Source organism: Limnobacter sp. (assembly GCF_036405155.1).
Classification (GTDB): domain Bacteria; phylum Pseudomonadota; class Gammaproteobacteria; order Burkholderiales; family Burkholderiaceae_B; genus Limnobacter.
The window spans coordinates 18,173-38,876 of record NZ_DASWYD010000010.1 but is presented as its reverse complement, the minus strand read 5'-3'; the positions used below and the strand labels follow the sequence as shown (position 1 = coordinate 38,876).

At 58.7% G+C, this 20,704-nt stretch carries 22 protein-coding genes; 9 read left to right on the top strand and 13 right to left on the bottom strand.

Going from position 1 to position 20,704, the window contains the following annotated elements:
- Window positions 1-14: 14 nt before the first annotated feature.
- The 6 genes from VGE55_RS14360 to VGE55_RS14335 all read right to left on the bottom strand — a co-directional run bounded on the left by VGE55_RS14360 (window position 15) and on the right by VGE55_RS14335 (window position 6,581).
- Complete coding sequence (locus VGE55_RS14360) at window positions 15-887, bottom strand: NUDIX domain-containing protein (RefSeq protein ID WP_331132357.1); 873 nt, start codon at window positions 885-887, stop codon at window positions 15-17.
- Window positions 887-2,020: a rod shape-determining protein RodA gene (rodA, locus tag VGE55_RS14355; protein WP_331132356.1), complete on the bottom strand. Its 1,134-nt coding sequence runs from the start codon at window positions 2,018-2,020 to the stop codon at window positions 887-889. Before rodA ends, VGE55_RS14360 begins: the two co-directional genes overlap by 1 nt.
- The gene (gene mrdA, locus VGE55_RS14350) at window positions 1,998-3,914 is read right to left on the bottom strand and encodes a penicillin-binding protein 2 (protein WP_331132355.1); all 1,917 of its coding nucleotides are present in this window, start codon (window positions 3,912-3,914) and stop codon (window positions 1,998-2,000) included. The genes rodA and mrdA overlap by 23 nt, the downstream gene beginning before the upstream one ends.
- Window positions 3,911-4,435: a rod shape-determining protein MreD gene (mreD, locus tag VGE55_RS14345; RefSeq protein ID WP_331132354.1), complete on the bottom strand. Its 525-nt coding sequence runs from the start codon at window positions 4,433-4,435 to the stop codon at window positions 3,911-3,913. The genes mrdA and mreD overlap by 4 nt, the downstream gene beginning before the upstream one ends.
- Window positions 4,425-5,390 carry a rod shape-determining protein MreC gene (mreC, locus tag VGE55_RS14340; RefSeq protein WP_331132353.1) on the bottom strand — a complete coding sequence of 322 codons (966 nt, stop codon included), beginning with the start codon at window positions 5,388-5,390 and terminating at the stop codon, window positions 4,425-4,427. The genes mreD and mreC overlap by 11 nt, the downstream gene beginning before the upstream one ends.
- Window positions 5,391-5,537: 147 nt before the next feature.
- Entirely contained in the window at window positions 5,538-6,581 is a 1,044-nt protein-coding gene (locus VGE55_RS14335; RefSeq protein WP_256763082.1) for a rod shape-determining protein, read from the bottom strand.
- Between the two features lie 220 nt (window positions 6,582-6,801).
- Here VGE55_RS14335 and gatC point away from each other — a divergent pair, with 220 nt between their 5' ends.
- The 3 genes from gatC (at window position 6,802) to gatB (ending at window position 10,136) form a co-directional block, all read left to right on the top strand.
- Complete coding sequence (gene gatC / locus VGE55_RS14330; RefSeq protein WP_331132352.1) at window positions 6,802-7,101, top strand: Asp-tRNA(Asn)/Glu-tRNA(Gln) amidotransferase subunit GatC; 300 nt, start codon at window positions 6,802-6,804, stop codon at window positions 7,099-7,101.
- A gap of 89 nt (window positions 7,102-7,190) precedes the next feature.
- Complete coding sequence (gene gatA / locus VGE55_RS14325) at window positions 7,191-8,684, top strand: Asp-tRNA(Asn)/Glu-tRNA(Gln) amidotransferase subunit GatA (RefSeq protein ID WP_331132351.1); 1,494 nt, start codon at window positions 7,191-7,193, stop codon at window positions 8,682-8,684.
- Window positions 8,685-8,696: 12 nt separating this feature from the next.
- A complete protein-coding gene (gene gatB, locus VGE55_RS14320) occupies window positions 8,697-10,136 on the top strand; it encodes an Asp-tRNA(Asn)/Glu-tRNA(Gln) amidotransferase subunit GatB (protein ID WP_331132350.1) in 1,440 nt (479 codons plus the stop codon).
- 16 nt (window positions 10,137-10,152) lie between these two features.
- Here the strand turns inward: gatB and VGE55_RS14315 are convergent, their stop codons facing one another.
- The gene (locus tag VGE55_RS14315) at window positions 10,153-10,935 is read right to left on the bottom strand and encodes an exodeoxyribonuclease III (RefSeq protein WP_331132349.1); all 783 of its coding nucleotides are present in this window, start codon (window positions 10,933-10,935) and stop codon (window positions 10,153-10,155) included.
- Between the two features lie 33 nt (window positions 10,936-10,968).
- Between VGE55_RS14315 and pyrE the strand changes: the two genes are divergently transcribed.
- Window positions 10,969-11,655 carry an orotate phosphoribosyltransferase gene (pyrE, locus tag VGE55_RS14310; protein ID WP_331132348.1) on the top strand — a complete coding sequence of 229 codons (687 nt, stop codon included), beginning with the start codon at window positions 10,969-10,971 and terminating at the stop codon, window positions 11,653-11,655.
- A 519-nt stretch (window positions 11,656-12,174) separates the two neighbouring features.
- Here pyrE and VGE55_RS14305 read toward each other — a convergent pair.
- The 5 genes from VGE55_RS14305 to VGE55_RS14285 form a co-directional block, all read right to left on the bottom strand.
- Window positions 12,175-12,459 carry an HP0495 family protein gene (locus tag VGE55_RS14305; RefSeq protein WP_414675046.1) on the bottom strand — a complete coding sequence of 95 codons (285 nt, stop codon included), beginning with the start codon at window positions 12,457-12,459 and terminating at the stop codon, window positions 12,175-12,177.
- 15 nt (window positions 12,460-12,474) lie between these two features.
- Complete coding sequence (locus tag VGE55_RS14300; protein WP_331132347.1) at window positions 12,475-13,656, bottom strand: D-alanyl-D-alanine carboxypeptidase family protein; 1,182 nt, start codon at window positions 13,654-13,656, stop codon at window positions 12,475-12,477.
- Window positions 13,657-13,723: 67 nt separating this feature from the next.
- Window positions 13,724-14,362 (bottom strand): alpha/beta hydrolase, encoded by a 639-nt coding sequence (locus VGE55_RS14295; RefSeq protein ID WP_331132346.1) that lies wholly within the window; start codon window positions 14,360-14,362, stop codon window positions 13,724-13,726.
- Complete coding sequence (locus VGE55_RS14290) at window positions 14,359-14,670, bottom strand: (2Fe-2S) ferredoxin domain-containing protein (protein ID WP_331132345.1); 312 nt, start codon at window positions 14,668-14,670, stop codon at window positions 14,359-14,361. The genes VGE55_RS14295 and VGE55_RS14290 overlap by 4 nt, the downstream gene beginning before the upstream one ends.
- A gap of 35 nt (window positions 14,671-14,705) precedes the next feature.
- The gene (locus tag VGE55_RS14285; RefSeq protein ID WP_331132344.1) at window positions 14,706-15,932 is read right to left on the bottom strand and encodes a VanZ family protein; all 1,227 of its coding nucleotides are present in this window, start codon (window positions 15,930-15,932) and stop codon (window positions 14,706-14,708) included.
- On the opposite strand from VGE55_RS14285, the gene VGE55_RS14280 reads away from it, so the two are divergent.
- The 3 genes from VGE55_RS14280 to VGE55_RS14270 are packed head-to-tail and all read left to right on the top strand — an operon-like array spanning window position 15,931 to window position 18,262.
- The gene (locus tag VGE55_RS14280) at window positions 15,931-16,701 is read left to right on the top strand and encodes a biotin--[acetyl-CoA-carboxylase] ligase (RefSeq protein ID WP_331132343.1); all 771 of its coding nucleotides are present in this window, start codon (window positions 15,931-15,933) and stop codon (window positions 16,699-16,701) included. The genes VGE55_RS14285 and VGE55_RS14280 overlap by 2 nt on opposite strands.
- A complete protein-coding gene (locus tag VGE55_RS14275; protein WP_331132342.1) occupies window positions 16,698-17,519 on the top strand; it encodes a type III pantothenate kinase in 822 nt (273 codons plus the stop codon). Before VGE55_RS14280 ends, VGE55_RS14275 begins: the two co-directional genes overlap by 4 nt.
- The gene (locus VGE55_RS14270; protein WP_331132341.1) at window positions 17,516-18,262 is read left to right on the top strand and encodes a hypothetical protein; all 747 of its coding nucleotides are present in this window, start codon (window positions 17,516-17,518) and stop codon (window positions 18,260-18,262) included. Before VGE55_RS14275 ends, VGE55_RS14270 begins: the two co-directional genes overlap by 4 nt.
- A gap of 6 nt (window positions 18,263-18,268) precedes the next feature.
- Here VGE55_RS14270 and VGE55_RS14265 read toward each other — a convergent pair whose 3' ends face one another.
- Window positions 18,269-19,387 carry a class I SAM-dependent methyltransferase gene (locus VGE55_RS14265; protein WP_331132340.1) on the bottom strand — a complete coding sequence of 373 codons (1,119 nt, stop codon included), beginning with the start codon at window positions 19,385-19,387 and terminating at the stop codon, window positions 18,269-18,271.
- Between the two features lie 84 nt (window positions 19,388-19,471).
- Here VGE55_RS14265 and VGE55_RS14260 point away from each other — a divergent pair, with 84 nt between their 5' ends.
- Both VGE55_RS14260 and VGE55_RS14255 read left to right on the top strand, forming a co-directional pair.
- On the top strand, window positions 19,472-20,236 hold the full coding sequence (locus VGE55_RS14260; protein WP_331132339.1) for an SDR family oxidoreductase: 765 nt from the start codon (window positions 19,472-19,474) through the stop codon (window positions 20,234-20,236).
- Window positions 20,233-20,631, top strand: coding sequence for a dihydroneopterin aldolase (locus VGE55_RS14255; RefSeq protein WP_331132338.1), 399 nt, complete (start codon window positions 20,233-20,235; stop codon window positions 20,629-20,631). Before VGE55_RS14260 ends, VGE55_RS14255 begins: the two co-directional genes overlap by 4 nt.
- Window positions 20,632-20,704: the final 73 nt, after the last annotated feature.

Sequence of the window (20,704 nt, the reverse complement as noted above, 5' to 3'; positions counted from 1 at the left end):
AACGACTTTTTCCTTCAGTGTTTGGACAGGGCCAGAGCTGTGCACAGCCCGGCATCGGGCGTCAGGCGCCCGTCATTGACGACTTGGATGCAAGCGGCTCGGCTCATCAAGTTGAACGCTTGGACCTCGCCATCCTGATTGCGGGGCCACACCCCAGGCTTGATCACGGCACGGACCACATGCACCCATTCATGGTGCCAGCCGCCGACCAGCAACGGGCGATTCATGCGCAATGGGGCATCGGGGCCGTACAGCCATTCCAGCTGTTCAAAATCGTTCAATGTCAGACCGGCTTCTTCAAGCAGTTCCCGAGACAGTGTGGCTTCAGGTGTTTCGCCATTGCACACGCCACCAGCGCACAGGTTGTCCAGCATGCCCGGGTTTTCAGTTTTTCGGTCGGAACGCACCCCCAGCCACACCAGGCCGTCGGGTGTTTCTACATGCACATGCACCGCTTCGCTGCACAGGCCCAACCACTTGAACAAGGCCCGCTCCGCATGGGCAATCACTTGGCCCCGCTTGGCCTGTATGGCTTGGGTTTCGCCGCGCCAGCCAGTCAACACATGTTGGTCTCGCAGGTATTCTGCCAAGCGCTGAAAGCTGTTGGTGGAATTGCCCGGTTGTTGTGGCGACATCTGTAAGGCTGTGCCCGCCCACCCGTGGGGAATTTGCAGGTGTTGAAGTGCGGCCTCAAGGGTTTGCACGCGGGTTTGTTGAATGAAGCCTTGCACAGGCTCATGGATTGAGCCTGTGCGTGAGCCTGCATCTTCAATCAACAAGGGAATGAATTGCGATGATTCCGGGCTGTTTGCGTCGCGCCAGCGCCGGGCGAATGGCTCAAACGCCGGGGTCAGGTTTAGACGGGCCCAATCGCGGGTGACTTCCATCAGGTTTGCACCAACTTCTTGTTGTGGTTGATGCTCATCAAAATACCAGCGCCCATGCCCAAGGTCACCATGGCGGTACCGCCGTAACTCATCATGGGTAATGGCACACCCACCACGGGCAAAATGCCGCTCACCATGCCAATGTTCACAAAGCCGTACACAAAGAAGATGAGGGAAATGGCTCCTGCCAGCAAACGGGAAAACAGGGTGGGCGCGTTGGCTGCAATCGTCAACCCCCGGATGATGAGGCAGGTGTACAGCAGCAACAGCACCAAGGCCCCTAGCAGCCCAAACTCTTCGGCCAGTACGGCAAAAATAAAGTCGGTGGTGCGTTCGGGAATGAACTCCAGGTGGGTTTGTGTTCCTTGCAGAAAACCCTTGCCGGTGAAGCCGCCCGAGCCCACTGCCACGGTCGACTGGATGATGTGAAAGCCTTTGCCAAGGGGGTCCAACGTGGGGTCAATCAGCGTGAGCACGCGTTGGCGTTGATAGTCGTGCATCAAGTTCCACAACACGGGCAGGCTGGCCAAAAAGGCCACCAACAGGCCACCCATGACACGCCATGACAAACCCGCAAAGAAAATCACAAAGAAGCCCGATGCAAACACCAGCATGGCGGTGCCCAAGTCAGGTTGCTTCAGAATGAGAACACCCGGAATGCCCAGCAGCACGGTGGCCACCACGAATTCCCGCCAGCCTGACACGTTCTCGCGTTGCTGGAAAAACCAGGCCAGCATCAGCGGCATGGCGATTTTCATGATCTCCGAGGGTTGAATGCGCACAAAGCCCAGGTTGAGCCAGCGCTGCGCGCCTTTGGAAATGTCCCCAAACAGTTCAACGGCAATCAGCAGGATGACCCCCAAAATATAGAGTGGCGGGGCCACCCGCATCATGAACTGGGGCTTTAAGTTGGCGGTGGCCCACATCACCACAAACGCCACCATGAAATTGCGCAGGTGGTCGGCCATGCGGCCTTCAAAGTTGTAGGCTGCGCTGTACTGCACCACCAGGGCAAACAGCATCACGATGAACAGCACCGTGGTCAGTGCCGGGTCAAACACCGAGAAATAGGGTTTGATTTTTGGCCACAGGGGCTCGCGCTGAATGGATCTATTCACCTTGGCGCTCCTCATCGGTCACAGGCGGCACGGCTTTGCCCACCGGTTTTACCGGGTTCGGGATGCCTTCAATTTCCCAGAATTTGTCGAGCACGGCCTTCACCACGGGCGCAGCCGATTGACTGCCGAAGCCTGCGTTTTCAACAATGGCAGCCAGCGCAATGCGGGGCTTTTGAAGGGGCGAAAAGGAAATGAACCAGCCGTGGTCGCGGTAGCGTTCTTCCTGCGCTTTGTCCTTGTACGATTCGCCCTTTTTCAGACCAAACACCTGCGCAGTGCCAGTTTTACCCGCCACTTCGTACGGGGCATTGGCAAACACCGCACGGGCCGTACCTTCCAGCACAACCCCCCGCATGGCAGCCTTGATGTTCTCTACATTGTTGGCTTTCAATTCCAGGGTTTGGTGACTGTCCACAGGGCGGTCTTCAATTTCACCGTTGACCGGGTTCTGGAATGCTTTCACCAACCGGGGTTTGGCGTCCAGTCCGCCAGTGGACAGCATGGCCACTGCATGCGCCAGTTGTAGCGGGGTGTAGGCGTTGTAGCCTTGGCCAATGGCCACCGACACGGTTTCGCCGTTGTACCAGCGTTTCAACTCGGGTCGCTTGAATGTTTTGGCCTTCCATTCCTTGGATGGCAACACGCCGATGCGCTCACCGTCCAGGTCGATGCCGCTGTGTTGGCCAAATCCAAACTTCGCCATGAAGTCGGAAATGTTGTCGATGCCCATCTCGCTGCCCAGCATGTAGTAGTAGGTGTTGCAGGAGTCAGCAATGGACTTGTACATGTCCACCGCGCCGTGGCCGCCAATTTTGTCGTCCATGAAGCGGCGGCCGCCGTAATCAAAAAATCCGGGGTCGCGCAGCACCTGTCCGTAGGTGCGAAAGCCCTTTTCCAGCGCGGCCATGGCCATGAACGGTTTGAATGTGGAGCCGGGTGGGTAGGTGCCGGCAATCGGGCGGTTCAACAGGGGCCTGTCCGGGCTTTCATTCAGGGCTTTCCAGTTCTCAAAATCAATCCCTTCCACAAACAGGTTGGGGTCGAAACTGGGGGCGCTCACAAAGGCCAGCACATCGCCCGTGGCCGGGTCGATGGCCACCAACGCGCCACGACGGCCTTCCAGTGCCTTTTCGGCGGCTTGTTGAAGGCGTATGTCAATGGACAGCATCAGGTTGCGGCCTGGCACAGCGGGTTTTCTGGACAGCACCCGCACAGCGCGTCCGCCGGCCGAGGTTTCCACCTCTTCAAAGCCGGTCAAGCCATGCAGCTCGGTTTCGTAGCGCTTTTCCAGGCCGTCTTTGCCAATGTAGGTGGTGCCCCGGTAGTTGTCCTGCATGTCCAGGTCTTCAATGCGCTCCTGGTCTTTTTGGGAAATGCGGCCAATGTAGCCCAGCAGGTGCGCGGCCGACGGGCCATGGGGGTATTGGCGAAACAGTCGCGCCCGAATTTCAACACCGGGGAAGCGGTAGCTTTGCACCGCAAACCGGGCCACTTCCTCATCACTTAACCGCGTGCGGATGGGTATGGACTCAAAGCGCTTGGTTTCAGCTTTCAGCTTTTTGAAGCGCTTTTTGTCCAGTGCAGTGATGTCCACCACCTCGGACAGATCATTGAGCATGTCGTCGAGGTTTTTGATTTTCGACGGGGTGATTTCCAGTGTGTAGGCGGAGTAGTTGTTGGCCATCACCACGCCGTTGCGGTCCAGAATCAGACCACGGTTGGGCACTACGGGTACGATGCTGATTCGGTTGTCTTCCGCGATGGATTTGTATTTGTCATAACTGATGACTTGGAGCCACAACAAGCGGGCCACCAGCACACCGAACAGGCACACCACAAAAACCCCGGCGAGAAACAGTCGAAACCGGAATTGCTTGAGGATCTGTTCGGGGTGGTTGAACTCAGTCATATCGGCCGGTCTTCATCCCTGTTCATCGGCAGTTTTTGTGGCGCAATCAGCACAAATTGTGTAAGCGGCCACAGGGCGGCGGTCAAAAAGCTTTCCGCAAAAATCCACATGCCGGGGAAGTTGGCACCAAACAGCACACGAATAACAACTGTGACAGCCTGTGCAGCCAGCAGCAGCGGCAAAATGTGCGCGGCCTGCATCAGCGGCGAGAACCACATCACCCGGCGGTGGATGGTGATGGCGAAGTACGACAACAGTGTGTACGCCAGGGCATGTTCACCAAACACGCTCGAAGAATGCACGTCCATGATGGCGCCAAAGCACCAGGCTGCCCCAATGCCAATGCGTCGGGGTTGGCGAATGTTCCAGAACACCAGCACCAGCGCCAGAAAGTCGGGCATGAGCCAGTCGCGGTCAACTGGAATAAAACGCAACAGCATGGCCACAAACAGGGACAGCGCCATGAACCAGGGGTTCACTGGCCGGAGGATCTCGGGGCTGTTGGCAGCATTAAGGCCCATTTTTCACCTCCGCAGGTTTGCTGGGAACATGGGTTGGGCTGTGGCTGGTTGGAGGCGGGGGGATGACTCGCGTGTTTGTGCTGTCCGGTGCTTTGCTGGCAGCTTCGGCAGGCTCAGCCGGTTTCTCGGTGTCCAGCACCAACATGAAGCGGTGGCTTTCAACACCGGCGATGGGTTGACAGTACACGCTGGCAAACGCGTAGCGGGCATTGCGCTCCACGCTGTTGACCCGGGCCACCGGGATGCCGCGTGGGTACACGCCATCAAGGCCGGAGGTGACCAGCAGGTCGCCTTTGTCGATGTTGGCATTGGGTGCCAGAAAACGAAGCTCCAGCAGCCCACCTTCGGCCCCGCCGTAGGCCACGCTGCGCAAACCATTGCGCAGGCTTTCCACCGGCACGATCTGCTCTTTGTCGGTGATCAGTGACACCTCTGCCCGGCTGGGAAAGGCGCGCGTTACTTGCCCAACCAAGCCCAGTTCATCAATCACGGGCATGCCTTCTTTCACGCCCTGAATGAGGCCTTTGTTCAACACGATCTTTTTGGAAAACGGGTCGCTGGCATCGCTCACCACTTCGGTCAGCAGTGTGCGCTTAACCTGCAACACCGAACCCACGCCCATGAGTTTGCGAAGCTTCTGGTTTTCCGCTTTCAGGGTGTCCAGTTCATGCAGTTTTTGTCGATTGAACAGGCGGTCGCGCTTGAGCTGCTCATTGTCTGTTTTGAGTGCGTCCAGGCTGGTGAGGTAGTCCATCCCCTCCTCGGTCAGTTCAACCGGCAGGCTGGCCAGCCTTTGGAGAGGATAGAGCACCGTGCCCAAACCCTTGCGCACCACCTCCATGGCGCTGTAGCGCGCGTCGAGAAACAGCAGCAACACCGACAGCGCAACAAAGGCCAGCAGCCGCACCCGGGCCGACGGACCTTGCTTGAACAGTGGCGGTGGTGTGTACTCCATGGGCATCTTTCAGGCCAGGGCCTAAATTGAGCAAGCCCGGCGCAGGGCCAGGCTTTGGGTGTTGCATGCGGCAAGCCGTTGGGTGGTCGGCTTGTCAGGGGTTCTGCAAGGGCGGATTATTGCCACCCTTTGCGAACGGTGTTGAATTTACTCGCTGGTGAAAATCGTGCCCAGCTTGTCCATCCGTTCCAGTGCCAGGCCACAGCCGCGCACCACGCAGGTCAGCGGGTCTTCGGCCACATGCACGGGCAGGCCAGTTTCTTCCATCAACAGGCGGTCCAGGTCGCGCAGCAGTGCACCACCGCCAGTCAGCATCATGCCGCGCTCGGCAATGTCGGCACCCAGTTCGGGCGGTGTTTGTTCCAGCGCAGACTTCACAGCCGACACAATCTGGTTCAGCGGTTCGGTCAGCGCTTCCAGAATTTCGTTGGACGAAATGGTGAAGCGGCGTGGAATGCCTTCGGACAGGTTGCGTCCAGTCACTTCCATGTCTTTCACTTCGGAACCGGGGAATGCAGAGCCGATTTGCTTTTTGATGGCTTCGGCGGTGGGTTCGCCGATCATCATGCCGTAGTTGCGGCGAATGTAGCTGATGATGGCTTCATCGAATTTGTCGCCGCCCACGCGCACGCTGCCGGCATACACCATGCCGCCCAGTGAAATGATGCCCACTTCGGTGGTGCCGCCGCCGATGTCCACCACCATGGAACCAGAAGCCTCGGACACAGGCAGGCCTGCACCAATGGCAGCGGCCATGGGTTCTTCAATGAGGTACACCTGGGATGCACCCGCACCCAAGGCGCTTTCGCGAATGGCGCGGCGCTCAACCTGGGTGGAGCCGCAGGGCACGCAAATGATGATACGCGGGCTGGGGGAGAACAGACGGCTTTCGTGCACCATCTTGATGAACTGCTTGAGCATTTGCTCGGTAACCGTGAAGTCGGCAATCACGCCGTCTTTCATGGGGCGAATGGCCTCAATGTTGCCCGGCACCTTGCCCAGCATCTGCTTGGCCTCCAGGCCAACCGCTGTGATGGTCTTTTTGCCGTTGGGGCCGCCTTCCTGGCGAATGGCCACCACCGACGGCTCGTCCAGCACGATGCCTTTGGTGCGGGCGTAGATCAGGGTATTGGCCGTGCCCAAGTCAATGGCCAAATCGTTGGAGAGATAGCTGCGAAGAAAGCCAAACATGGTGTGAATTTAACCTGTACGTGTGGTTGGAGAGCCGCCAAGCCCGCGGAGCTCTATGATGTCCCGAGACGCCATTAATGTGATGCTTCAGTTCTTAATTGGCGTAATCCCTGATGATAACCTATAAAATAATGCTTCTTGATTGAACCAAGACTTTCACCCGGCGGCTTTTGCATCGTTTAGAGGCGATGTTCAGGCCTGCCCCGACGCGGAGATTTTTATGTCGCTTGATTCCGGTCAAATCGCCAAAATTGCAGCCCTGTCACGCCTGAAACTGCAGGCTGAGCAGGCCCCGGCGCTGGAACAGCAATTGAACAACATCATGGCCTTGGCCGATCGCCTGGCCAGTGCCAACACCGAGGGGGTGGAGCCACTGGCCCACCCGCTGTCGCTGATTCAGCCCATTGCCCTTCGCTTGCGCGAAGATGCTGTCACGGAGGCCAACCAGCGGGCGCTCAACATGGCCAACGCGCCTGCAGCCCAGGACGGCTTGTTCCTTGTGCCGAAGGTCATTGAATGACCACACACCCGTAACGGGGCGTGTGGCACCTGCGTTGACTCGCCCCTTTCTTTTTCAATTCGACCGATTTCCGAATTCTGGTGACCCCGATGTCTTCCAAACCCCAAGGAATTTCCGAACTGCGCGCCTTGCTCGACGGCAAGCAGGCCAGTGCCACGGAGCTGGCACAGCAAGCATTGGCCGATGCCAAAGCCAACAGTGCCCTGAATGCATTCATCGACATCCGCGAAGAACTCACGCTGGAACAGGCCAAAGCCGCCGATGCCCGCTTGGCCGCTGGTGAAACGGGTGCCTTGTTGGGCATACCCACGGCGCACAAAGACATTTTTGTGACCCGTGGCTGGGCCAGCACAGCAGGCTCGAAGATGTTGAAGGGCTACATCAGCCCCTTCGATGCCGAGGTGGTGGACCGCTTGAACAAAGCGGGCACTGTGAACATTGGCAAGTTGAACTGCGACGAGTTCGCCATGGGCTCGTCCAACGAAAAAAGCGCCTTTGGACCCTGCCTGAACCCTTGGGACACGTCTGCGGTACCTGGGGGTTCATCCGGTGGCTCCGCCGTGGCTGTCGCGGCGGGCACCGTGCCGTTTACCACCGGGACCGACACCGGCGGCTCCATTCGCCAACCCGCTTCTCTGTGCGGCATTACCGGGATTAAGCCCACGTATGGCTCGTGTAGCCGTTACGGCATGATTGCCTATGCCTCCAGCCTGGACCAGGCCGGCCCCATGGCCCGCAATGCGCGGGATTGTGCACTGGTGCTCAATGCCATGGTGGGTTTTGACGCGAAGGACAGCACCAGTGTGCAGCGCCCAGCCGCTGCGCAGGGCCCCGAGGACTTCACTGCCTTGCTGGGCAAGCCCCTGCGGGGTGGTGATGCCGCCAAGCCCTTGGCCGGCGTTCGGGTGGGTTTGCCGGCTGAGTTTTTTGGCGATGGCCTGGCCGCCGATGTGCGCTCACCCATTGACCAGGCGTTAAAGCAGCTGGAAGCATTGGGTGCGCAATTGGTGAACATCAGCCTGCCGCGCACCGAGTTGTCGATTCCTGCGTATTACGTGATTGCGCCCGCCGAGGCCAGTTCCAACCTGTCGCGCTTTGATGGGGTGCGTTATGGCCACCGCGCCACCGACTACACCGACCTCAAGTCCATGTATGAGAACTCCCGCAGCGAGGGCTTTGGGCTGGAGGTGCAGCGCCGCATCATGGTGGGGGCCTATGTGTTGTCGCATGGCTATTACGATGCCTATTACCTGCAGGCGCAAAAAGTGCGCCGCCTCATCGCGCAGGACTTTCAGTCCGCTTTTCAGCAGTGCGACTTCATTGCTGGCCCGGTCAGCCCCACGGTGGCTTGGAATATTGGCGAACTGAATGCAGACCCGGTGCAAATGTACCTGGCCGACATCTACACCCTGAGCACCAGCCTGGCCGGTTTGCCCGGCATGAGCGTGCCCGTGGGCTTTGGCGCCAAAAACCGTCCGGTGGGTTTGCAGCTCATCGGCAATTATTTCAAGGAAGGTGAATTGTTGGCCTTGGCAGACCATTACCAGCAGGCCACCGACTGGCACCTTCGCACCCCGGCTTAAAGGAGTTTCCACATGCAATGGGAAATCGTGGTGGGTCTTGAAACCCACGCCCAATTGATGACCAAGTCCAAAATTTTTTCGGGTGCCAGCATTGCTTTTGGCGCCGAGCCCAACGTGCAAGCCTGCGCGGTGGATTTGGCCTTGCCCGGTGTGCTGCCGGTCATGAACAAGGGCGCCGTGGAGCATGCCATTCGCTTTGGTTTGGCGGTGGGGGCCAAGGTGGCCGAGCACTCGGTGTTTGCCCGCAAAAACTATTTTTACCCCGACCTGCCCAAGGGCTACCAAATCAGCCAGTTTGAAATCCCGGTGGTGCAAGGTGGCTCGGTCAGCTTCTTGCTGGGCGACCAAATGAAAACCGTGCGGCTGACTCGCGCACACCTGGAAGAAGATGCTGGCAAAAGCCTGCACGAAGACTTCGCCGGGCAATCGGGCATTGACCTGAACCGTGCAGGCACCCCGTTGCTGGAGATTGTGACCGAGCCCGACATGCGCAGTGCCGACGAGGCCGTGGCCTATGCCAAAGCCCTGCACACGCTGGTAACCTGGCTGGGCATTTGCGACGGCAACATGCAGGAAGGCAGTTTCCGGTGCGATGCCAACGTGTCGGTGCGCCCCAAGGGCCAGGAAAAATTTGGTACCCGTTGCGAAATCAAAAACCTCAACAGCTTCAAGTTTTTACACGCGGCCATTTTGTACGAGGCCCAGCGGCAAATCGAGATCATTGAAGACGGTGGTGTGATCAAACAGGAAACCCGCCTATACGACCCGGACCGCAACGAGACCCGATCTATGCGCAGCAAGGAAGACTCCGAGGACTACCGTTACTTTCCCGACCCCGACCTGCCACCGCTGACGATTGCGAGCGAATGGATTGAGCGGGTGAAGGGTGAGATGCCTGAGTTGCCCGGCCAGAAGCAGGCCCGGTACGAAAGCGAACTGGGTCTGCCCACTTACGATGCAGTAACCTTGACCGCCAGCCGGGCGATGACCGACTACTTCGAAGCCACCCTGGCGGTGGCAGGAAACGACAAGGCCAAAACCGTTGCCAACTGGTTGTTGGGCGAGTTCTCTGCCAGCCTGAACCGCGATGAGAAAACACCCGCTGAAGCGCCCTTGGCACCCGCACAACTGGCGGCATTGGTGGCCCGAATTGCCGATGGCACGTTGAACAACAAAACCGCCAAGCAGGTGTTTGCTGCCCTGTGGGACGGCAAATACAGCGATGTGGATGCCTGCATCAAAGGGGAAGGCCTTCAGCAAATTTCAGACAGCGGCGCTGTTGAAAAAATGGTGGATGAGGTGCTGGCTGCCCACCCCGGGCCGGTGGCTGAGTACAAGGCTGGCAAGGAAGCCTCATTCAACTTCCTGGTGGGCCAGGTGATGCGGGCTGCCCGTGGCAAGGCCAACCCAGCCCAGGTGAATGACATTTTGAAGGCCAGGCTCACGGCGTGAGCCTGTGCTTGGTGGGTCAAAGCGGGTGGTCGTAATCGACAATCAGCGGGGCATGGTCTGAAAACTTTTCAGCCTTGTACACGCTGGCCGCTTTGATCTTGCCTTTCAGGTGCGTGCTGGCCATTTGGTAGTCAATCCGCCACCCCACATTCTTGGCGTAGGCTTGACCACGGTTGCTCCACCAGGTGTAGCAACCGTCGGTTTCATCGGGGTACAGTTCGCGGTAGGTGTCCACCCAATTGCGTTTGCCAATCACTTCGCCAATCCAGGCGCGTTCCTCGGGCAAAAAGCCGGAGTTCTTGAGGTTGCCTTTCCAGTTTTTCAAATCCATTTCGCGGTGGGCAATGTTCCAGTCACCGCACAGCACCACCGGTTTTTTACTGTGTTCAAACCGGTCGAGCACACCCTGAAAATGGTCCAGAAAGCGAAACTTGGCTTCTTGCCGTTCTTCGCCGCTGCTGCCCGATGGAAAGTAAATGGAGCTGACCACGAGGTTGTCGAATTCGGCGGTCACCATGCGGCCTTCCGCATCAAACTCGGCGTTGCCCAAACCGTACGCCACGTTTAGAGGTGCTACTCGGCTGTACAAACCCACGCCGCTGTACCCCTTCTTCTCGGCGGCCATGAAATGGCCAATGTAGCCTGCGGGCGCTTTGTGCTCGTCGCTCAGGTCCGACAGGTGTGCCTTGATTTCCTGAACACACACCACGTCGGCACCACTGTGGGCCATCCAGTTGAAAAAACCTTTTGTGTGTGCAGAACGGATTCCGTTCAGATTTGCTGAGATAATGCGTGTCATTGTGCAGTGCATCTAGAAAGTGTGAGGTTGCCCGTGGCCGAGTCCCAATCAACATTGTCCGACCAGTTTCTTCAGTTTGCCGTTGAAAAGCAGGTGCTTCGATTCGGTGAATTCAAAACCAAGGCTGGCCGCATGTCGCCGTATTTCTTCAATGCGGGTTTGTTCAACACTGGTTCGTCGCTACAGCGCCTGTCTGAATTTTACGCACAAACCTTGATGCAAAAAGCCGCCGAGCGCGGCATTCAGTTCGACATGATTTTTGGCCCTGCTTACAAAGGCATTCCCTTGGTGTCGGGTACCAGCATGGAAATGGCCCGCTTGGGCCGCGATGTGCCCTTTGCCTACAACCGCAAAGAGGCCAAAGACCATGGCGAAGGTGGCACCCTGGTGGGTGCTCCGTTGGAAGGCAAAGTGGTCATTATTGATGATGTCATTTCTGCAGGTACCTCCGTGCGTGAGTCGGTCAACATCATTCGCGCCAGTGGTGCAGAGCCGGCTGCCGTGCTGATTGCACTGGACCGCATGGAGAAAGGCGTGCGCGATGGTGCAGACACCGAGCACTCGGCTGTTCAGGAAGTTGAACAGCACTACGGCATTCCCGTGATTGCCATTGCCAACCTAGCCGATTTGCTGCGCTACTTGTTGACCCAGTCGGCCAATGTGCGCCTGGCGGGGTGGTACGAGAAGGTGAAGGAATACCGTTCGCGGTATGGGGTTTAATCGCGTTACACGCCGCTAATTGGATGTATGGCTCGCTGTTGGCGTTGGGTTGACTGCGGCACTTCACGGTCACACCCCTTGGCGACGGTCCATTGGTGTTTCCCTCGCTGAGCCTCACGATCGCTGAGGTCGCCCCTCCAAACAGCGAGTCGGGATCGACCTCTGGGCCAGCCTAGCGGCTGCGCCCACCGCGCCTGTTTGTCGCGCTCGGGCCAATGGCCCTGACTGTCGCTGCAGGGGAGGTGAACCGCGTAGGCCGCAGAACCGGTTCCGCCAACAAGCTCGGTGCCATGCCCCAGCAATGCCGGTATGCCCGGCGCCGAAGAGTCAGCCCCCCGATCGGTTTGACCCGCACAGCATTCGAACACACGGACCGAGATGTTTGAGCCACGCAGTGGCGAGTTCTCGGGACGGTTCGAAAGCGCGGGGCAACCTTTTCATTCGGGGGGCGTTCGGCACGGGCAACCGGTTTTGCTGAGGGGTTGTACAGATCCGGCTCACGTCATGAGCCCGGCAACATCACAGCACCACCGACACCAATTCATGCCCAGACAACGCGCGGTAAATGTCATCCAGTTGGTCCTGGCTCTCCACCCGCACTTTGCAGGTCAGGCTGATGTAAGTGCCTTTGGTGCTGGGGCGCATGTTCACGCCAGCCGGTTCAAACCCTGGGTTGATTTCAATCAGCAAATCACAAATCACCTGTGCAAATTCGGGCACATTTTTTCCCATCACCTTGATGGGGAAATGGCACGGAAATTCAATCAGGCTTTTCTTTTCAGGGTCTGAACCGATGACATTCATACAACACCCCAGTGCTTAGTTGTTGATCCACATTTTGGCCGAGTCCACCATGCGACCAAAAAAGCCCGCTTCTTCCACGTTGCTCAAGGCCTGAAGCGGCACAGTGGCCAGCGTTTCGTTGTCCAGCGTCAACTTGAGGTTGCCCAGCACGGTGCCAGCCTTGATGGGGGCCACCAGGCTTTCCTTCTTTTCAACCGAGGCTTTCAGGTTGGCTGCAGCCCCCTTGGGCACGTTAATCAGCAGGTCTTTGGGTACACCCAGCTTGATTTCTTTTTCCTGCCCTTTGTACACCACGCTGGTGGCAATGGGCTGGCGGGCTGAGTACAACTTCACGGTGTCGAACATCTGGAAGCCATAGTTGAGCAGCTTCAGGCTCTCCTGCGTGCGGGCTTGGTCCGATGCGGTGCCCAGCACCACGGCCAGCAAGCGGCGATCACTGCCGTTGGGTAGTTTGCGGTTGGCCGAGCTGATCAGGCAGTAGCCTGCCGATTCGGTGTGGCCGGTTTTCATGCCGTCCACGGAGGGGTCGATCCACAGCAAACGGTTGCGGTTGGGCTGTCGAATGCCGTTGTAGGTGTATTCCTTGGTGGAATACAGCTTGTAGTGGGTGGGGAAGTCCAGAATAATCCGCTTGGCCAGAATGGCCAGGTCATTGGCGGTGGTGTAGTGCTGCGGGTCGGGCAGGCCGGTGGCATTTTTGAAGCTGGTTTCCTTCATGCCCAGGCGTTGCGCTTCGCGGTTCATCAGCGTTGCAAAGTTGGCCTCATCACCCGCCAGCAGTTCGGCAATGGCCCGTGAAGCGTCGTTGCCGGATTGCACAATCACGCCCTTCAGCAGCTCATCCACGGTCACGGGTTTGTTGGGTTCAACAAACATGCGTGAGCCTTCTGCTTTCCACGCATAGGTGGAAATGGGGACCACCTGATCGGGCTTGATCTGTTTGGACTCCAGCGCTGCAAAAGCCAGGTAAGCCGTCATCAGCTTGGTCAGCGAGGCGGGTTCAAGGCGCTCGTGGCTGTTGAAATCGGCCAGGGTTTGTCCGGTGGTCAAATCCAGCAGCACATAGCCTTTGGCACCAATTTCAGGTGAAGGGGGCATCACGCCCGCTTGGGCAGACAAGGAACTCAGACCCAGGCTTGCAGACACTGCAAGAAGGCCAAAGCAGCGGGTGAAACGGGACAATCCAGACTTAAACAAAACAGGCTCCTCTTGATGGGATGGGTTGGGCTTTGGCTTCAACAACCGAGGGACAGCGGTCGATCGATCAGGCAGGGTAGTAACGCACCACCAGGTCTTTCAGTTGAGGCAACTTGCCATGAAAAAAATGTTCGACGCCGGGCATCACCAATACAGGCAGCTGTTGACGGTGCGCCCACTCCAGAACACTGGTCAAAGGCACGGTGTCATCGGTTTCACCATGAATGACCAAGGTGTCTGCCGGTACATCGGCCACTTGAAAACGACTGGTGGCTGTGCCCACCAAGACGAGTTTTCCCATCGGTACGCCTTGCTCGCGCAGGCGCAGCGCAGCATGGCTGGCCACGAATGCACCAAATGAAAACCCGGACAGCGCCACCGGCTCGTGCTGCAAGTGAGTCGGCAGCAGGGTAGACCGCGCTGTGTTCAGCAAGTTCACCAGATCATCGGTTTCGCCGTGCCCATGGTCATGGGTGCCAGCACTTTGGCCCACACCGCGAAAGTTAAACCGCAGGGTGACGTAGCCCAGTTGCAGAAAGGCACGGGCCAGGGTCTGTACCACTTTGTTGTCTTTGGTGCCACCAAACAGCGGGTGCGGATGTGCAATCACCGCCAAGCCCTTCAGGTCTCCACTCGGTTCATCAATCGAGACTTCGATGGGGCCAGCTGCACCTTGCCAAATCTCATGGCGTGTTTTCGGGTTCATGGCAAGCGCAGCCGTTCCACCACCTGGCCGCCCACCAGGTGGCTGTCGATGATTTCGTCAATGTCGCTTTGGTCCACGTAGGTATACCAAACGCCCTCAGGGTAGACCACCAGCACAGGCCCTTCGTCGCAACGGTCCAGGCAGCCAGCCTTGTTCATCCGGATTTTTCCGGCGCCATTCAAGCCCAGTTGTTTGATGCGTGCTTTGGCGTGGGCATGCACTTCCGACGCGTTGCAGTTGGCACAACAGTTTTCATTGTTGTCCCGCTGATTGGTGCAGAAAAATACATGTTTGTCGAAATAGCCCATGGCAAGCACACCCAGTGGCGTGAATCAAAGTGAAATTATCGCTGAAATCGGCGCTCAGGCTTGCTGAGAAAGGCCAAAACCGTGAGTGCAAGAATGGGCCAGAGTTCGCTGATCCAGCGCCCGGCCTCTTGCAGCGCTCTGAAGATACCTTCTAAACCTGCACCGTGCACGTCCAGGTCAGGGTCGTACACACCGGGCAGTAGCATGGTGATGAGCCAACCTGCGAGCAGGTGCAGCAGGCTTAATCGGGCCAGTTGGTGCGAGGCCAATTTCAATCGGGCAATGGCAATGACCACGGCCATGGCCATGCACAGCCCCCAGCCATTGGCTTCCAGCCACAAGCCTGCCTGGTACCACCAAGCGCTGGCGGCCTGGGTGACCAAGGCATCCATGGCCCGCAGCAGCAAGGTGAAAGCCATCAAAATGAGGCTGAGCCGCAAGCGTGGCGAGCCAGCCTGGGTTTGCGCAAGGCCAATCAGCCACGCACAGGTCAGCGTGCAATAGTTGATGAAGTTGGGGGCCAGCTGTTCAACCGCCAAAATCACGTTCATGGGCAGTCCAAAGGGCGTGCCGTTTTGTTGCGGGCCCGGAACATCGAAGAGGTTGCCCAGCCAAAGCCCGGTGCTGAAAGGCGGGTTTTGAGGGGCCAAAATGCACAAAAACCACAGGGTCAATGTGATCATGCCCAACCATGCACGCTGAATCAGCCAGCTTTCAATGCGGTGGTTGAGCCGCGCTGCAAGGCCGGGCACCGCATTGACGGCCATGGCCAACACAATGCCCAAGGCCGCGCCAATGCTGTTGGTGAGCCAATCCATTTTGGAGGGCACCCGCGTGGGCAAATAGGTCTGCAGGGATTCCAACGAGAATGACAAGGCCACACACAGGCACAACACGCGCACCTTGTCCCAAGAGGACGGGCGTCGATTCAGTGCGGCCATCCACAAAAAACCGAGGGGTATATAGCCCAACACGTTGACCGCAATGTCAGTCCACAGCACGGTCTGGTAGATCGGAATCCATGGGCCACTTAAAAATTCAAACGGACCTATGCCAATGCTGCGCCAGTTGGCATAGGGGTAAAGGCTGAGGTGCACCACCACACAGGCGTACAGCGCGGCAAACATCAGCAGGCCTTGGTAGGGCTTGCGGGTGCTCAGGCTGTCGTGAATCGGTGGCATGGATTGGTGCTTGGCATTGGAGGGCGCAGGGCTCAAGGGTATGATGAGGGCCCGATTGATGCAAACCAAACGACTCACCATGTCCGGGATCTTAACCCAAGCCGACATCCATTGGACCGAACTGGCGTCGGTCGACTCGACCAACACCTGGTTGTCGCAGGCTTATTCCAAAGGCCCATTGCCCGGGGTACAGGCTGTGCTGGCGCAGGTGCAAACCAGCGGACGTGGCCGCGCCGGGCGCCAGTGGTTGGCCGAACCAGGCGCTGCTTTGATGCTGTCCGTCGGGTTTTCTGCTCAAACGACCCAACCCCTGCCGCACTGGCCGGTTTGCGCCGGCGTCGGTGTGGCCCAGGCTTTGGCGTCGCTCGGGGTGGTTGTGCAACTGAAGTGGCCCAACGACATTCTGCTGGCGGGAGGCAAGCTGGCAGGCCTGCTGTGTGAAACGGTGTCGACGCCTCAGGGGTTGCAGGTCATCATCGGTTTGGGTTTGAACATCGCGTCTGCGCCAGCCGCATTGCCAAGCCAGGCATGGCCTGCAGTCGCCTTGCAGTCGATGTGGTCGGCCGACAAACCCGTTCCCACGCCACGACAACTCGCCGAGCGCATGGTGCCGGCCATGCTGTCAGCCATCGACCTGGCGGCATCGCCAGGCGGCTGGACCACCCTGCGGGCACTCTTTCGCGAGCGGGATGCATTGTTGGGGCAGTCGCTGTGCGTGGTCGATTCTGGTGCCGTGCTGATGGAGGGTATCGGCATGGGCTTGGCCGAGGATGGGTGTTACTTGCTGGCCACAGAGGCTGGCTTGAAACCCATCGTGGCGGGCGACCTTTCGGTTCGGAGGGCGGCATGACACAGGGCCCAACGCGCGGTTTGCAGGGTGTGTTGTTGGTGGATGCGGGCAACACCCACATCAAGTTAACCCGATTGGACTCGGCGGCGTGGCAACCTGCCTTGATGACCGACGATTGGCCGGCCACGCGCATCAGCAGCCGGGCGGCCGACCGCATGGAACAAATCGCTGCGCAATGGTTGGGCCGCCCGCCGGGCAATGTGGGTGAGGTGTGGCTCTGCAGCGTGCTGGGTGACGAGTTCGAGCAAGCCCTTGGGCACGCCTGTGTCCAAGCGGGCATTCCCTTGCGCGTGCTGCGGGTGGGCGATGTGCCTTGGTTGCAGACCGCTTATGCGCAACCCCAGCGACTGGGCTGCGACCGTTGGGGGCTGATGCTCGCTGCTGTCCACCAGGCCGTTCAACAGGCCTGCGTTTGCCCCCTGCTGTGTGTCAGTCTGGGCACCGCAACCACGGTGGATGCGGTGTTGCCCAACACGCCGCGCCCGGGTGTGTGGCAACACCCCGGTGGCTTTATTGCACCAGGTTTGCAGACCATGTTGGACAGCCTGCACAGCAACACCGCGCAATTGCCCCGGGTGGATTTGGCTCAGGCCAGTTGGCCCACCGACACGGCCAGTGCGATTGGGGCGGGCGTGTTTCAAATGCAAGTGGACTTTATTCACACTCGACGTGCGCAATTGCAGGCCTTGACCGGTCAGTCCGTTCAGTGTGTGTTGGCGGGTGGCGGTGCTACAGCCATGGCGCAAGCCCTGCCAGACGCTTGGGTATTGCCGCAGGCCGTGTTGCAGGGCTTGTGTGTGGCGTTTGCAAAATCATGACAGTGCGTTCGAGTTTTTCGCGGTGGCCTCTGGGCTGGGTGGGCGTGGCGCTGTTGGCGCTGCTCAATTTGGCGATGTTTGGTTGGGGTTTGTGGACCTGGTTGACGCCGGGCACGTCCATCTCCAATCCCGGTTGGCGTTCCGACTGGGTGCAAGTCGAAAAGCCTTGGGAAGCCAGTGCCATACAGGCCGAGCCCAAGGCAATCACACCCAAAATTGATGTGGCAAAGGGGCAGCTTGAGCTGAATTCTGCGATTGAGGCTGCTTCCAAAGTACCGCAGATGGCCCCGGTGATGCAGGCCTGCCGACAATGGGGGCCGTTTGTGCCCAACGAGGCCGATCGAATTGCCGAGGCCCTGAAAACCTGGCCCGGTCAAACCCGCCGAACCGAACGGGAAATGCCCATCGGTTACGTGGTGTATTTGCCCAAGGCAGAGGTGGATCGCGGGGTTGGCTTGTCTCAATTGGCGGCCAAGGGCGTGCGGGAAATGTTCTACATCTCCGCGCCCGGACCCATGCAAGGCACCATTTCACTGGGCCTCTTTCGTGACCTCACCCGCGCGCGCCAGCAACAGGCTGACCTGGTGGCCAAGGGTGTTGCGGGTGTTGACATCCGCGAGCGGCTTGGCCCCAAGCGGGTGTATTTTGAGTTGCGGGGCACAGCCGCGCAGGTGGGTGGCTTGAAGGCTGTTTACGACCTCAATCCCAAGGGCGATTTGCAGGATTGCCCAGCCCAGCCTTGATTGCGGTCAAAGTTCACCGCTTCGGTCGTGTTGAATCAAGACCTGTTGCAGCAGGGTCCCGTCCAGGTCTACACCTTTGGACCACACCAGTGCCTTGAATTGCTCGCCCATGTCCGCTTCGGACAGCAGGGTGTTCAAACCTTGTCGAAGGGTGCCGCCCCGCACCGGGTCGGTCAGGTCGGGGTGTTGTTGTGCAAGGTCTAAAATACCCAAGCCCAGCAACAGCCCTGCCTGGTTCACATACCCCTCCAGCACCCCACCCGCTTCTTCCAGTGCACGCCAAGCGGCTGAAAAGTTCACGTGGGCGGTCAGGTCCTGTTCGCCCGGGTTGGTTAGCAGGTCGTTGTGTGCAACATGGCGGTGTGTGGCCCGCAAGGTGCCATCGGTGCGGTGAGGCGAGTAGTACAGGGCCTCGTGGTGCCCGTAGTCAATCTGCATGACCACGCCATTCAAACCATCGGTGAGGGTGCGCACCAAGGCATCACTCTGTTCCGCCCATTCCGACACATAACCGGCCGGCCAGGGCCCATGCTCGGCTTGCAGTGCGTTTGCATGACGCCGCAGCGTCTCATCGGCGGGCAACCAGTGCCACGCCAGTTGTGTCCCTTCGGTCTGCACATGCGCTTCTTCCACGCCAGTGGGGCTCCAGCGAAAGCGCCGCACCGGTGTGGCGTCCAGCACCTCATTGCCGAGCACGATGCCTTCCAATTGCGCAGGCAACTGGTCCAGCCAGCGCACTTTGTTCCGGATGTGCTCTGGCAACGCGGCCAGCGTGGCTTGCTGTACGGCTTTCAAGCCACCAGACACTTCTACAATGCAATACTCGGTCAGGCGCTCGTCCGCCACGCTCAGAATGTCCAGTGCCAACTTGCCACGCCCTGCGCCAAATTCAATGATTCTGGGAGGGCACCGGTCCAGCAGGGGCATCAAGCCCCGGGCCAGGGTTTGACCAAAGAGTGAGGTTAATTCCGGCGCGGTGACAAAGTCTCCCTCGGCACCAAACACCTGCTGCCCACGCGCATAGTAGCCATGCACGGGGTGGTACAGGGCCTGTTGCATGAAGTGGTCAAACCGGACCGGCTGGACAAAATTCGACAGGAGGGGGCTGGAGTGGTTTACAATCACGGGTTCTTCTTTGAAAAACAAAGCCTTGGTGATGCATGCCGGCCCGGTGGCCTGGCCGCGTCTGCAAGCAATGGATTCTAACCGATGCAGCCTGCAATACCCGAATTCGCCTTGGTAACGGGCGGTGCGAAACGCTTGGGGCGCGCCATTGCGCTGGAACTGGCGCGCGCCGGCTGGGGCATTGTGCTGCACTATCGCAGTTCACAAGCCGAGGCCATGGACACCGCGCAGGACATCCGTGCGCTGGGCGTGCCCTGCATTCCTGTGCAGGCCGACCTTGAAAGCACCGTTGAGGTGGACGCCCTGTTCGATGCGGCTGAAGCCGCGGGTCGGGTGCGGTGCGTGGTCAACAATGCCTCGCTGTTTGAGTTCGATTCCTGCCAGCAGTTTGATGCGGCTTTGTTTAACCGCCACATGGCCAGCAACCTGTCGGCGCCCATCCAATTGGCCAAGCGCCTGCACGCGGCAGTGCCCGCCGGTGAGCATGGGGTGGTGGTCAATTTGCTCGATCAAAAGCTTAAAAACCTGAATCCCGATTTTCTAAGCTATACCCTGACCAAGGCCGGGTTGGAGACGGCAACCACCCTGTTGGCCATGGAATTGGCGCCGCGTGTGCGGGTGGTGGGTGTTGCGCCCGGTCTCACCTTGATTTCCCATTTGCAGTCCCCTGAGCAGTTTGAAAAAACCCACCGCATATCGCCCCTGAACAAATCCAGCGAGCCGCAGGACATTGCCCGCACGGTGTTGTTCTTGGTGCAAAGCCCGGCCATCACTGGCAGTGCCGTGTGGGTGGATGGTGGCCAACATTTGGTGCCCATGGCCCGCGACTTTAGCCTGATGAACCCATGACAGACTGGTTTTTTGATCCTCGGCTGGCCGATTGCCGCCGCGTTTTCATCCGCGACTTCGATGTGTCCGCGGCCATTGGTGTGTTTCCCCAGGAGTTGGGGCGCACGCAGGCCGTGCGCATCAACATCGATTTTTGGGTGAAGTGCGCCTCCACACCATCGGACCGCGACATGCTGGTCGATGTGGTGGATTACGACTTTGTGCGGCCGGGTATTCACAAGCTGATTCAGGCCGGACACATTGGTTTGCTTGAGCGCCTGGTCGATAAAACGCTGGACCTGGTGTTGGCGCATCCCAAGGTGGTGGCTGCCCGCGTGCGTGCCGAAAAATCCGAGGTCTATCCCGATTGCGAATCGGCCGGGGTTGAAGTGTTCCGCTTCAAATCAGCCGACTGAATGCCCCATTTTTTGACATTGAATCTTGAGTAATGCCATGACGCAGTTTGCCGAACAAACCCTGCAGTTTTTC